This window comes from Streptosporangium sp. NPDC006930, from assembly GCF_040635605.1.
GTDB lineage: Bacteria > Actinomycetota > Actinomycetes > Streptosporangiales > Streptosporangiaceae > Streptosporangium.
Genome location: NZ_JBEYID010000023.1, coordinates 83,737 through 97,059, shown reverse-complemented (window position 1 = coordinate 97,059; position 13,323 = coordinate 83,737). Strand labels below are relative to the sequence as shown.

11 protein-coding genes are annotated in these 13,323 nt (G+C 66.9%); 3 read left to right on the top strand and 8 right to left on the bottom strand.

Annotation, left to right across the window (positions count from 1 at the left end; all coding sequences use genetic code 11):
- Positions 1 to 173 precede the first annotated feature (173 nt).
- The gene (locus ABZ664_RS31685; RefSeq protein ID WP_362517926.1) at positions 174 to 905 is read right to left on the bottom strand and encodes a class I SAM-dependent methyltransferase; all 732 of its coding nucleotides are present in this window, start codon (positions 903 to 905) and stop codon (positions 174 to 176) included.
- Positions 906 to 979: 74 nt separating this feature from the next.
- The gene (locus ABZ664_RS31680; RefSeq protein ID WP_362517923.1) at positions 980 to 2,251 is read right to left on the bottom strand and encodes a nucleotide disphospho-sugar-binding domain-containing protein; all 1,272 of its coding nucleotides are present in this window, start codon (positions 2,249 to 2,251) and stop codon (positions 980 to 982) included.
- 571 nt (positions 2,252 to 2,822) lie between these two features.
- On the opposite strand from ABZ664_RS31680, the gene ABZ664_RS31675 reads away from it, so the two are divergent.
- The gene (locus ABZ664_RS31675) at positions 2,823 to 3,575 is read left to right on the top strand and encodes a TylF/MycF family methyltransferase (RefSeq protein WP_362517920.1); all 753 of its coding nucleotides are present in this window, start codon (positions 2,823 to 2,825) and stop codon (positions 3,573 to 3,575) included.
- Positions 3,576 to 3,715: 140 nt separating this feature from the next.
- Here the strand turns inward: ABZ664_RS31675 and ABZ664_RS31670 are convergent, their stop codons facing one another.
- From ABZ664_RS31670 to ABZ664_RS31645, 6 genes are all read right to left on the bottom strand, one after another.
- A complete protein-coding gene (locus ABZ664_RS31670; RefSeq protein ID WP_362517917.1) occupies positions 3,716 to 4,918 on the bottom strand; it encodes a twitch domain-containing radical SAM protein in 1,203 nt (400 codons plus the stop codon).
- A 16-nt stretch (positions 4,919 to 4,934) separates the two neighbouring features.
- Complete coding sequence (locus ABZ664_RS31665; protein ID WP_362517914.1) at positions 4,935 to 5,876, bottom strand: phytanoyl-CoA dioxygenase family protein; 942 nt, start codon at positions 5,874 to 5,876, stop codon at positions 4,935 to 4,937.
- Positions 5,860 to 6,609 (bottom strand): FkbM family methyltransferase, encoded by a 750-nt coding sequence (locus ABZ664_RS31660; RefSeq protein ID WP_362517911.1) that lies wholly within the window; start codon positions 6,607 to 6,609, stop codon positions 5,860 to 5,862. The genes ABZ664_RS31665 and ABZ664_RS31660 overlap by 17 nt, the downstream gene beginning before the upstream one ends.
- Positions 6,606 to 8,114, bottom strand: a complete 1,509-nt coding sequence (locus ABZ664_RS31655; protein WP_362517908.1) for an NAD(P)/FAD-dependent oxidoreductase — start codon at positions 8,112 to 8,114, stop codon at positions 6,606 to 6,608. The genes ABZ664_RS31660 and ABZ664_RS31655 overlap by 4 nt, the downstream gene beginning before the upstream one ends.
- Before the next feature lie 349 nt (positions 8,115 to 8,463).
- The gene (locus tag ABZ664_RS31650; RefSeq protein ID WP_362517905.1) at positions 8,464 to 9,585 is read right to left on the bottom strand and encodes a DegT/DnrJ/EryC1/StrS family aminotransferase; all 1,122 of its coding nucleotides are present in this window, start codon (positions 9,583 to 9,585) and stop codon (positions 8,464 to 8,466) included.
- A gap of 13 nt (positions 9,586 to 9,598) precedes the next feature.
- Complete coding sequence (locus tag ABZ664_RS31645; RefSeq protein ID WP_362517902.1) at positions 9,599 to 10,837, bottom strand: acyl-CoA dehydrogenase family protein; 1,239 nt, start codon at positions 10,835 to 10,837, stop codon at positions 9,599 to 9,601.
- Positions 10,838 to 11,087: 250 nt separating this feature from the next.
- Between ABZ664_RS31645 and ABZ664_RS31640 the strand changes: the two genes are divergently transcribed.
- On the top strand, positions 11,088 to 12,209 hold the full coding sequence (locus ABZ664_RS31640) for a nucleotide disphospho-sugar-binding domain-containing protein (RefSeq protein ID WP_362517899.1): 1,122 nt from the start codon (positions 11,088 to 11,090) through the stop codon (positions 12,207 to 12,209).
- A 12-nt stretch (positions 12,210 to 12,221) separates the two neighbouring features.
- Positions 12,222 to 13,217: a glycosyltransferase family 2 protein gene (locus tag ABZ664_RS31635; protein WP_362517896.1), complete on the top strand. Its 996-nt coding sequence runs from the start codon at positions 12,222 to 12,224 to the stop codon at positions 13,215 to 13,217.
- The last annotated feature ends 106 nt before the right edge of the window (positions 13,218 to 13,323 follow it).

Sequence of the window (13,323 nt, the reverse complement as noted above, 5' to 3'; positions counted from 1 at the left end):
CGGGAGGCCGCTGACCCGTCCGCGGCGTCAGCGCCCGCTCCCGAACCTGGTCGACCGGGGCCTGACCGGCGTCCGGCGCCGCTCGGCCCAGGTCGAACGCCTGGGGGCTCGGGCCGCCCGCTCCACAGGCAGAGCGGGAGATCAGCGGCACTCCGGACCGAGCGGCCGACGGCTCATGCGGCGGGCTCCTCGTCGCGCCGCAGAATCAGGAAGCAGACCCCGTCCTCGTTGACGAATTCGTCCAGCAGCGGCGTCAGTCCGGCCTCCACGGCGATCTTGGCGATCAGGTCGACTCCGTGCCAGGCCAGGAAGCCCTTGAACTCGAAGGGATTCGCCTGCTCGTAGCGCTCCGCGTAGAAGTGGAAGAAACTCTGGGTCGACGCGCCGAGGTCGAGGAAGTTGACACCGAAGTGGCCGCCGGTGCGCAGGATCCGGGCGATCTGCCGGAAGTAGAGATAGATCTCGAAGACGTTGAGGTGGATGAAGACGTTGAGGGAGAACCCCGCGTCGAAGCTCGCCGACGGCAGTGTCGCGAGGAAGTCGTTCTGGATGTGGTGGTAGTCGACATTGGTGTGTTCCCGGCAGGTGAGTCGTGCCTTGGCCAGGAACGACTGGCTCACGTCGGTACACAGCAGCCGTCGCACCTGAGGGGCGACCACGTTGGCCATGATTCCCTCACCGCTGCCGATCTCGAAGATCTCCGAGTCCGGGGTCAGCCGCAGCCGTTGTGCGATCCAGTTCGCCCGGTCGACGCGGTCGCGCAGATACTCCTCGCGAGCCTGGGTGCCCGCCAGTTGCACCTGCATCTCCTCCGGGGAGTTCCACTCCCATATCAGGTTGAGGTCACCCATGCTCTGCAGCGGCGGTTTCGCCTTGACGGTCGCCGTGCCTTCCGTGTTGTTCATACGGCCTCCCTCGTGGTTTCTCGTGTGATGTCCTGGCGGCGTGGACGACCCGGACGTCGCCGGTCCGGTGACCGTCACCGGCCGGCCACCAGACCGGCGACGTCGGCGGCGGTCAACTCGCCGGTGCGGGCCAGGGTGGTAAGCAGGTCGGCGACCTGTGCGGCGGTCGGCGCGGCGGCCATGGACCGGCTCAGCTCGACCGCGCGACGCCGGTATTTGTGGTCGAACAGCACCTCGGCGAGGGCCTTGTCGATCGCCTCGCTGTCGATCAGAAGGCCGGGCAGCGTCTTGGTCGCGCCTTGCGGGTCGATCCGCCTGCCGTAGATCTGCGCGTCGTAGTTCAGGGCCAGGGACAGTTGCGGGACGCCCATCGCGAGGCCGTTCATCAGGCAGTTGGCACTGCCGTGGTGAATGATCAGGTCGCAGCCGGGCAGGATCAGTTCCAACGGGCAGTTACGCAGCACCCGCACGTTCGGGGGCAGGGAACCCAGACCGTCCACCTCGGCCACCGCGGCGGTGAGCACCACCTCGGCGGCCAGCTGGGCGGCGGACTCGACGGCGTGGCGGAGCGCGGGCAGCCGCTCGCCGAACACCCCGGTCGCGGAGTTCCCCCACACCACGCAGACGCGTTTTCCCTTGACCGGCCCCAGCAACCACGGATCCACGTCCTGGGATCCGTTGTACGGCTGGTACCTGATGGGAATCCGCAGCGCGTCGCCCATCGGGGGAATGGCCACGTCCGGCGACGGGTCCACCGCGTACCCGATACTGCGGCGTGTCCAGTTCACGCCGTACTTCGCGAAGCAGGACAGGGGATCGGAGGACACCAGGTCGAGGCCGGGTTCGGTCTCCACGGTGCCGATGAAGCCCGGCCCGTAGTACACGCTGGGCACCTCGTACAGCGCGCCGATCAGCGCGCCCTCGGAGGCCATGAGGTCGTGCACCACCAGGTCGGGGCGCCAGGAAGCGGCGAAGTCAACGGCGTTGTCGTAGCTACGCTGGACCGCGGCGATGGTCTTCTTCCAGAAGTCGCTGAGCGTGCCGGTGTCGAAGTCGCGTACGGAGTCCAGCGCCTGCCCGGTGAACGGGTGCAGTGGCAGCGGCATTTCGCCGCTCTGCGGCGGGGTGTTGATCGCCTGCACCCAGTACGCCAGCCGGGCACTCTCCATCATGTCGGCCGCGTCGAGCACCGACACCGGCATCAACCCCGTGGAGATGACTCCCTGCACCTGCTGCGGCGGGCAGGCGACCCGAACCTCGTGTCCGGCCGCCCGGAACGCCCAGGCCAGCGGGATCATGCACATGTAGTGTCCGGCCCAGTTGGACACGGTGAACAGAATCCGCATCGAAATCTCCCTTACTTACCGCTCACTTGATGTCGATGACTGGGCTCTCCGCGAGAGTACCGAGAAAAGGTTCATGATTTCCCTATAAATAGCGCTCGCCGGCCAGATCGTCGCAGAGTGGTTCTGGTGGCAATCCGGTGACGCCGGCGGATCCGCGCTATCTCGCGGATTTCGCGAATTATCTAGGGATTCCTTGAGATTCGCATCGCTACCATGCGTATGTGCGGATCCTGCATGGCGTCTTGCTCGGGAGCGGCCTCGACGCCGGCATCGCAGGCATCGAGTTGGGGCAGGTCGCCGCCATCGCGGTGGACGAGACGGGCTTCTCGAAGAAGCCGCTGGACGGTACCGGCCACGAAGAGATTCTCGCCGAGGGCGACCGCCGGGCCAGGGGGCGCCGAGTTCAAAGCCATTCGCTTCTACCGCGGTCTCGCCGTTGTCGAAAAAGGGCGAACCACGGGGGAACCGAGTCCTCGCGGGGGCCGCGGTGGAGTGGGGACGGACACGCTTCCCGGTAAGCGGAGACCCGATAGTGCCATGGAATTTCGGAAATCTACAGTGCGAGGAAACCATGAACACAGGCGCCGAACTTTATCTCGACCTGATGAAGAAGACGCTGACGAACACCATCTACCAGGACGCGCCGCTTCCCATAGGGCAGCAGCAGGCCGATGGCTACAAGGATTCGCTGCGGGAAAAAGGCAAGGACTGGCCCTCGGTCGCGCACACCATGGTCGGCAGGATTCGGCTCGACCACCTCGAGCGCTGCATGCGACAGGTCATCGAAGACGAGGTGCCGGGCGATTTCATCGAAACCGGAGTGTGGCGTGGCGGTGTGTGCATCTTCATGCGTTCCTTCCTCCGCGCGAACAACATCACCGACCGGCGCGTATGGGTGGCCGACTCCTTCCAGGGCATCCCGCACACCGACCGCTCCAGCCACCCGCTTGACGTGGAACTCGGGCTGCACAACGAGAACTCGGTGCTGGGCGTGTCCATCGAGCAGGTGCGGCAGAACTTCGAGCGGTACGACCTGCTGGACGATCAAGTCGTCTTCCTGGAGGGCTGGTTCAGGGACAGTCTGCCGACCGCGCCGGTGCGCTCCCTCGCCGTGCTGCGCCTGGATGGAGACCTGTACGAGTCCACAATGGACGCGCTGGTCAACCTGTATCCCAAGCTTTCGGTCGGTGGCTTCGTCATCGTGGACGACCACGTCCTGCCCGGTTGCCGGGCGGCCATCAGGGAGTTCCGGGAGACCAACAAGATCACCGACACGATCGAGCACATCGACTGGACGTCGATCGGGTGGCGACGTACCGGCTGATGACATGGCCGCCGATGTAGCGCGACACCGCTTTCCTGGAAAGGGCGGTCAATGCCCAAGGGGCGCCCGCCGAATCGGGTGCCGCACTCCATCGGCTTCCTGATGCCGTAGGCGCCTGCCCGGCGGACCCCGTTACCCGGTCATGACGCTCCTTCGTCGACCAGGTTCGTCGGATCCAGCGAATTCATGAACGAACGCAGGGCGCCGAGGTGGGCGGCCGGCTTGTCCCAGCTCAGCTCGGCGCACCAGGCGATCAGCTCGGTGAGCTCCCCGGTGGCACGCGCCTTCTCCTCGTCGGTGAGGCTGGTGACCGACAGTTCCCGCGGCCACTGCACGACGTTGGCCAGGTCGATGTCCAGTCCCTCCGCGCGAGCGAACTCGAGCAGGTTTCGCAGGTCCCACAGGTTGTCCCGCTGCGGCGACACCTGGAGCCAGACGTCCACCTGGGTCTTGAGCCTGTGCACGTTGTCCACGAACACCTGCCACTTCCCGCCGGTCCTGATCCGCTCGAACACCTCGCCCACGCCGTCGCAGGAGGCACCGATGCCGACGCTCTTGAAGTGCGGGAAGAGGCTGATCGCGTTGTCGGGGGACACCGTGAGGTTGGAGTTGTAGGCCACGTCGACATTGCCCGCGTTCCCGGTTTCCACGAGGAGTTCGAGCAACGCGTAATGACCCGGCTGCATGAACGGCTCGCCGCCCGCGAAGTACAGTCGCCGAATCAGGTGTGCGTTCGCCCGCAGGGTCCGCCACAGTTCCTCGTCGGCGCGGTAGGGGTCGATCACCGCGGAGGACCATGATGGCCGCTGCTTGGCGCCCCACGCCGAGCTCACCGGATAGGTGCACATGACGCACCGCAGGTTGCAGGTGTTGCCGAACCTGATGTCGAGGAAATACGGAAAGTCCTCGACGGTGCCGTCCTGGGCGGTGCGGGCAGCGAGAGTGTCGAGCTCATGTTCGAATCGCTGGTTGATGTTCTGCCGATAGGACTGGGCGCCGTGGTCTTCCCGGAAATAGCAGTATTTGCATGCGTCGACGCGCTGGCCGCTCAGCATCGCCAGCCGGGTCCGTTTCATGTTGGGGCTGTTGAACGCCTCCTGGAGTCCCATCACCCGATCCGGGTTGTCCTCGGCGTATCGCGAACCAGGCGAACAGCCGATCGCGTCGTCGTTCAGCTGGAAGACGGGCTCCTCCTGCTGGTCGTACAACTCGTTGTGGTACATCGCGTTGTCGACGCAGCACCGGCCGTAGACGCCGTCGATGGAGGCGCAGAGATGAATCCACGGCAGGACGCACAAGGTCTTGTCCGTGGCGCCGCCGTCACCGTTGACTTCAGTACTCATGGAAACGCCCCTCGGCTCACCATCGCCAGTACTCTTCATGCGGAACCCGGAATGTGGCGAGCTCCGGCTTGCGCGCCCAGTGCCGTAAGGAGTGGGCGGGGCGGTAGTCGAACGGTTCCTCGTCGCGGAATCGCGATTCGGCCGCACGCATCCGAACGCAGGAACGCAGGACCTGTTGCTTGAGGCCGACGTAGTCCTCGGTGTGCGGGCCCAGTTGCCACTCCACCTCGGCGGGCCGGAACTCGAAGTAGACGACGCGGCGTTGCTTGCCGACCACGGCGGGGGCGCCGTGCAGGGTGAGGATGTTGTGCAGCAGCACATCCCCCGGCCGCATCACGGCGGGTACCGCACCGGTGGTGTCCCACTCGCTGGCGTTGAGCCGATCCGCGGTGGTCCTGATCCGCTCGTCGTCCCAGTAGTTGGATTCCGGGATGCACCAGACGCAGTTGTCCTCGGGGGCGGGATCGAGATAGATCCCGGCGTCGATGACGCGACCCGCTCCGGTGACGCCGACCGCGTCGGCGTACAACCCGGCGTCGCGATGCCAGGCGAGCCGGGGAGCCCCGGCCGGGGTTTTGAAGACCATGCTGTCCCAGGTCGGGATGAGGTTGGGCCCGACGAGCTGTTCCATGATTTGTAGCAGCAACGGGTGACCGGCCAGCATGGCGATCGGACGGGCCTTGTCCACCACGTATTCGATCCGTACCGGCGCGGCGTCCGGCAGGTGCGGCTCCAGGGTCCAGACGGTGTCGTCCATGGACCGCGTCGACCATGCCCGATCGATCAGCGTCTTCCCGGCCTGCTGTACGTCGGCGAGTTCCTCCTGCGTGAGCAGCCCGCGAACGGCGAGCACTCCCTGCCGGCGGAAGGCGGTGACGTGCTCGGGCAACAGTCCGGTCCGCCGGATGTCGCATTCGGGAACCCTGCTGTCGGTGCGTACCTTAGTGACAGGATTCATGACCTGAACCCCTTCCGTTCGGCGGTGGTGAATTCGGACCAGCGCAGTCCGCCACGAAATACCAGTCCCGCTCCAACGCCCTCGCGAATGACGCGCGATCCATCGCGGGCTGCCCGGCCAGCCAGGCCGGCAGGGTGAACACCCGGTACCCCAGCCCGTCGACCAGCAACGACCAGAGATCGTCCGTTGTGGTGCCGTACTCGCGCATCACATGGTCGCCGCCGTGTTCGAAAACGATCACCGGCTTGTCGCGACGCAGTGAGCGGCGCGCACCTCGCAGAGCCAGCACCTCGCCTCCCTCGACGTCGAGCTTGACCAGGTCGATGCGCACATCGGGTGGGATGACGTCGTCCAGGCGCACGGTGTCGACGGTGATCTCGCGCAGGGTCTCCGCCGGCCGGTCGTAGGGGCGTCTGCGCAGGCCGCTGTAGCCCGGGTTGGACACCACGTGCACGAAGCTCTGTGAGCCCGTGGTGTCGGCGGCGGCGGCCCTGATCACCGCGACCGAAGGCAACCTGGCCGCCAACTCGTCGGCGAAGGCGGGCAGCGGTTCGATCGCGAAGTGCCTGCCCTCGGGCGCCACCCGCACCAGGTGCTGGGTGATCTCGCCGACGCCCGCGCCGAGGTCGACGCACCCGGCGGTCGTGGTGCAGACCTGTTCGATGATCTGGATGGTGAGCCGGTCGTACTCGTCGTTGCGATCGAGGGGGTCGATCACCCGCTGCCCGCTCACGTCGAGGGTTCCTCGCCGTGGGCCTGGGACGGCGGTGGGGGCGAGGTCCGGGTCACGGGTTCCGCCGGCCGGCTTCGTCCGATGCCGAGCCGGGGGCTGGTCATCAGGTACAGGCCGGTGTCCGGGTCGAACAGCTCATGTCCGTCGAGCCTGTTGAGCGCCTCGCTGACCGGGGACTTGGGGGTGTGCGTCTCGGCCATCCTGCGGGCCTGCTCGGCGGCGACGAACAGGCGGTCGACGGAGTTGTCCGCGTCGCCGTCGGGCATCTGCGGCTCGGGAGCGCGGCCGGCCACGGCGTCGCCCATGTCGGCGAGCCCGGCGATCAGCTGGGCGAAGGCCCTGGAGCCGTCCACCTTTTCGTAGTCGGTCTCGGCGTGGTCGCCGACAAGCCTGTCGGCCAGGGCGAAGTAGTTGTCCTTGCCCGCCTGCTGCTGGTAGACGGCCGCGACCAGTGTGAACAGGCGCTCGAAGGCGTTGCGGTAGAGCGTCTCGTAGAACGCGCGGGCCTGCTCCTCGTCGACGTCGCCGTTGACGGTGGCCAGAATGGCCGCCGCGGAGAGCATGCCGCTGTAGAGCGCCAGGTGTACGCCGGTGGACAGCAGCGGGTCCAGGAAACACGCGCTGTCGCCCGCGGCGAAGTAACCCGGGCCGCAGAAGCTGTCGGCGACGTAGGAGAAGTCCTGCTCGACCCGGACGCCCGGCTGGTAGGTCCCGTTCGCGAGCAGACCGCGCACCGACGGAGACTCCTCGACCAGCGAGGCCAGCATCGCTTCCAGGGACGCGTGTCCCGAACGGCGCTCAAGGAACCGTGTCTGGTGGCAGACGAATCCGACGCTGTAGCGGTTGTCGCGCAGCGGGATCACCCAGTACCAGCCGTCCGGGGCCGAGATGACGTTGATCCCGCCCTTCGGCGAGCTGGGAAGCAGAGATCCTCCCTGCCAGTAGCCCCAGATGGCGACGTTCTTGAACGTCTCGTTCGCCCGCCGGTGCTTGAAATGCCGGGCGGGAATCAGACCGGTCCGGCCGGAGGCGTCGACGACGAAGTCGAAACGGGTGGTGCGCGGCTCACCGGTGTGCGACTCGGACCACTCCGCAGCCACGGCGCGGTCGCCCTCGAAGACCACGCGCTTCACCTCGGCGCCCTCAATGACCCGGGCGCCCTGTTTGGCGGCGTTGGTCAGCAGTACGTGGTCGAAGTCGTCGCGGTCGACCTGCCAGGACCGCACGCCGGGGCCGAAGATCTCGGCCCAGTCGATGGCCCAGTCCTCCCTGCCCCACCGCAGCAACACACCGTTCTTCTCGGTGTAGCCGCGGGCGTCGACCTCGTCCAGCGCGCCGACGAAATCGACGATTGTCCGGCACGACGACGCGATGGACTCGCCGATGTGGTAGCGAGGAAAGTTTTCCTTCTCCAGCAGCGTCACGGACAGGCCCGCACGTGCGAGCAGTGCCGCCGCGGTCGACCCGGCCGGACCGCCACCGATGACCAAGACCTTGGTGACCATGAATCTCCTCATCGAGAGGCGGGATAATTTACCGAACCACACCCTACGGCGGGCGGAAAATGGCGTTCAACAATTCGGGGGAATGTCTAGTGGGAGCTTTAGTGGAGCGTTCGCACACCGGGCGATTTTCTGTCGTGATCGCTGTCGTGCCGGAATAAACGAGCGAGGAATGCCGATGGGCCGCGGGTACGCCCAGGGCTCGTTGGGGGAATGGAACAACGGTACGGCGGTGACCGAAGAGGCGGTTGCCGGCCTGTCGAAAAGTCAGGTCCGCAGGGGTGAATTTCAAACCGGCGTTCCGGGAAACCGGGACCGACGACCTGCGGCCGACCGGCTCGAAGCCGAACCGCTAAAGGGTTTCCAGGACCTCGCGGAGCGCGCCGATCACCTTGTCTTGGAGGTCCTGCGGCATCGACGGGTACATGGGCAGGGAGAAGACCTCTCCGGCCAGTCGTTCGGTGACCGGGAGCGAGCCGTCGGCGTAGCGAAGCTGCGTGAACCCGGTCATCGTGTGCACCGGCCAGGGGTAGCTGATGGTCAGGGTGATGTCGTAGGCCCTGAGCCGTTCGATGATGGTGTCGCGCTGCGGGTGACGCACGACGTAGAGATAGTAGACATGCTCGTTCCCGGCGGTCACCGACGGCAGGATCAGGCCGGTGGAGTCGAGGATGTCGCCGAGCCCCTCGGCGTAGCGGCGGGCCACCGCGCGCCTGGCCTCGATGTAGGCGTCCAGCCGGGTGAGCTTACGCCGCAGGATCTCTGCCTGCACCGCGTCGAGGCGGCAGTTGTGGCCGGGTGTCTTGACGACGTAGTAGACCTTCTCCATGCCGTAGTAGCGCAACCGCCGAAGGCTGCTGTCGAGGGCCTCGTCGGCGGTGACCACCGCACCGCCGTCCCCGTAGGCGCCCAGCACCTTGGTGGGATAGAAGGAGAACGCCGCGGCGTCGCCCATGGTGCCCGCCGTCCTGCCGTGCTGCCGGGCACCGTGCGCCTGGGCGCAGTCCTCGAGTATGAGCAGGCCGTGGTCGGCCGCGAGCCGCGTCAAGGACGTCATGTCCACGCACTGGCCGTAGAGGTGTACGGGCAACACCGCCTTGGTCCGCGGAGTGATCACCTCGGCCACCCGGTCCACGTTCATGAGGCAGTCCTGCTCATGAACGTCGACGAAGACGGCCCTGGCGCCGACGGCGTCGATGGCCAGCACCGTCGGTGCCGCCGTGTTGGACACGGTGATCACCTCGTCGCCCGGTCCGACGCCCATCGCCTGCAGGGCCAGCTTGATCGCGTTGGTGCCGTTGTCCACCCCGATGCAGTGGGGCATGCCGTGGTAGGCGGCGAACTCGTTTTCGAACCCGTCGACACTCTCGCCGAGTATGAGGTTGCCGGACCGGAAGACCTTCTCAACCGCGTCGAGCAGGTCGGCCCGCTCCTGGTGATACTCCGCTAGGTAGTCCCACACCCGAATTGCCATGTCTCTGCCTCTCCTAGGACTGAGTCTGGGAGCGGACTGCCCGGACACTCATGTAGTCGTTGTCTCGATCGAGGCGCAGTGCTTGACCGCTGAGATAGTCGACGCCGTCGGCGTAGCTGTAGGGCTGCATGAACCCGCCTGCCCGTACGTCGCGGTAGAGGCGTGCCAGTGGGTGGCCGGCCGAGTACGCCTGACCGCCGACCATCGACATGCTGTCGGTGACGACGCGCAAGGTCAGGTCGTTGACCGTCATCTTCGCCCATTGGAACGGCGTCATCATCCGTCGTCCCCGCTCGTCGAGGTCCATCGTGTACTTGTCGTTGAGCAGGTCGGCGTTGAGCAGTGCGGCGGCGGTCGCCGTGCGCAGCGCGTACAGCCGGGCATCGGACTCGGCGATGGTGGAACGCACGCCCGAGGAGACGTCCGGGCCGCGCTTGGCGCAATGCTCGACCGCGATGTCCCTGGCCGCCTGGGCGATTCCCGCGTAGATACCCAGCATGGTGATCGAACTGATGGTCTGCCCGGCCAGCACCGCGTCCCGGCGTGATCCCACCGGACCCCGGTCGAGGATGTCGGCCTCCGGTACCGGACAGTTGTCGAAATCGACGTCCAGCGTGCCGGAGGCCCGCATGCCGAGACCGTCCCAGTCCGGCCGTACGGTCAGCCCGCGGGTGTCCCGGCTCAGGAGGGGGACGGCAAGTCTTGGCACATCGCCGTCGCGCCGAAGCGCGTGCACGAAGAAGTGTGTGCCGATCGGTGCCATGCTGACCAGTGTCTTGCGGCCGGACAGCCGCCAGCCACCCGAGGCGTCCCTGGTGAGCGTGGTCACCACGCCAGGGGCGTCCTTCAGCCCGGTGCAGACGGCCGCCTCGCCGGTGGCCATGGCCCGCAGCAACCGTTCGGCCAACGCGGAGGCGGCAGGGGCGCCGTGGCGCCACTCGTAGGTCAACGTCAGCGCGCGGCTCAGCTGGACGTGCAGGGCCAGGGCCGTCGAGGCGTCGGCCTCGGCCAGGACGCGCAATCCCACCGCCAGGTCGTACAGTCGGTTGACGCCGAGACCACCCAGTTCGGCGGGCACGGCCGCGCCCATCAGGCCGACCTTGGCGAACCCGCGAAACGTGTCCACCGGGAAAACGCCGTTCTGGTCGTTCGCGCGAGCCTCTGCCCGGATTCCGCTGGTGAAACCGGTCAGCAGGTCCACCATCATCTCGCCCTCAGGTGAGATCGGTGTCCGGAGATCTGACGTACTCAAATACGCAGTGTCGCTTGATATCGCCCGTTTCATTTTCGGCTCCCGACGGCCGGCGCGAGTCCGTGACCACATCCCCGCTCTTTCGATATGCAAAGCCAAGATATATGAACAAGAGTTACCGGTAAGGCGTCAAACGAGAGTCGGCGACCAAGTCTAGTCGAATCACTCGAACTGACCGGACTTTAGTCGATGGGTATGGTGTGCACGCCGTCGGCGCCGCTACATTGTCTCGACTTCGAGTGGAGGTCTCATGAAGATGCTGTTTATCCCGGGGCCGGCGAAATCAAACGTATTTGGTCTTGCTCCCCTGGCGATCGCCGCACGGGCAAGCGGTCACGACGTCATTCTCGCCTCCACGGAGGAGGCCGTCGCCGCGGCGGCGAGTGTCGGCGTGCCCGCCATGATGACGAGCCCTTTGTCGTTGACGCAGCTGATGACGACGGATCGCGTGGGCGATCCGCTACGAATTCCCAGCGACGGCGCCGAGCTGTCGATCTTCGTCGGCCGGATGTTCGGCAGGCTGGCCGCCGCGAGCCTCGACCGGTTGCGGACCCTGATCACCTCCTGGCGGCCGGACGTCCTCGTCTGCGGGCCGCACGCCTACGCAGGGCCCGTCCTCGCCGCCCACTTCGACCTGCCCTGTGTGCGCCACCTGCTCACCGGGACACCGGCGGATCGGGAGGGCACCCACCCCGGCGTCGACGACGAGCTACAGCCCGAGTTGTGCGCGCTTGGCCTGGACCGCGTTCCGGACTTCGACCTGGCCATCGACATATTCCCGGAGAGCATCCGGCCCGAGGGCGCACCGGTGCAGCCCATGCGGTGGACGCCCGTCAACGAGCAACGCCCGCTCGAACCGTGGATGCTCGCCCCGGGCGAGCGCCGCCGGGTGTTGATGACCGCGGGCAGCCTGGCCACGCCCACACACGGCACCGGCCTGCTGCGCAACCTGGTGGCCTCGCTCGCGGAGCTCGATGTCGAACTGGTCGTCGCAGCCCCCGACGAGGTGGGTGTCCTGCTGCGCGGCGAGCGCGGTGTCGCCAACGCGGGCTGGATGCCGCTGGACGTGGTGCTGCCCACCTGCGACCTGATCGTGCACCACTCCGGCACGATGACCGCGCTGACGGCGATGCACGCCGGTGTCCCGCAGCTGATCATCCCGCAGGAGAGCCGGTTGATCGACTGGGCTCGCTCGCTGGCCACCAGGGGCGTCGCGATCACGCTGCCGCCCGGGGAGGACACCCCGGACGCCGTAACGCGGGCGGCCGGAGATCTGCTGACCGACCCGGTCTACGCCACCGGGGCCCGTGACCTCGCCGATGAGATCGCCGCGATGCCCCTGCCCACCGACGTCCTCGACGTGCTGAAGTAGAGAGGCGGGCCGATGACATCGGGACGCAGGCGTGTTGCGACGATCACGGTTGGCACCAACGAGATCAAATGGCTGCGCCGCTGCTTCGCGTCGCTGCTCGACAGCGACACCGAAGGCTTCGACCTGGACGTCCACTTCGTCGACAACGCCTCCGCCGACGGCAGCGTCGATATGGTCGCGCGGGAGTTCCCGCAGGTGAAGATCACCCGCAATCCCGCCAACCTCGGGTTCACCGGGGCCAACAACGTGGGCATCCGGACGGCGCTCGCCGACGGCGCCGACTACGTCTTCCTCGTCAACCCGGACACCTGGACCCCGCCACGGCTGATTCGTACGATGGTCGAATTCGCCGAGCGATGGCCGGAGTACGGCATCATCGGGCCGCTGCAGTACTGCTATGACGCCGAGTCGGACGAACTGGTCGAGTTCAACGCCTGGACGAACATCGCGCTGTGGCTGGGGGAGCAGCACGCGTTCGCGGGTGACCGGCTGGATCACCCGTCTCCGGCGAGCAGCTTCGAGGGGCGGGCGCCGCGGACCCTTGAGCACGCCTATATCCAGGGGGCGGCGTTGTTCGCGCGGGCGGCGATGTTACGCGAGATCGGCATACTCGACGAGGTCTTTCACACGTACTACGAGGAGGTGGACCTCTGCCGGCGCGCCAGGTGGGCGGGCTGGCGGGTGGCTCTGCTGCTCGACGAGGGCATCCAGCACTACGGTGGCGGCGGTGCCACCACTCGTAGCGCCTATACCCGGGTGCACATGCGACGTAATCGCTACTACTACCTGCTCACCGACGTCGACTGGAGTCCGGTCAAGGCGGCCCGGTTGGCCACCCGTTGGCTGGTGGCGGACTTGTTCGGCAAGAGTGTGGTCGGCAGGGTCGACGCGGCGACCGGCGCGCGCGAGACCGTGGCGGCGCTCAAGTGGCTGGCGGGCCACGCACCGACGATCGTGGAGCGTCGGCGCAGCCACCGGGTGCTGCGCACGGGGCGTGGGGTGGCCTGATGACGTGGGCCCGCGTCCTCGTCGCCGGAGACCTCCATCGGCAAGCCGGGTTCGGCCAGACCGTGGCGGGTCACCTCACCGTGATGCCGAGGGGCCGGGCGTGAGG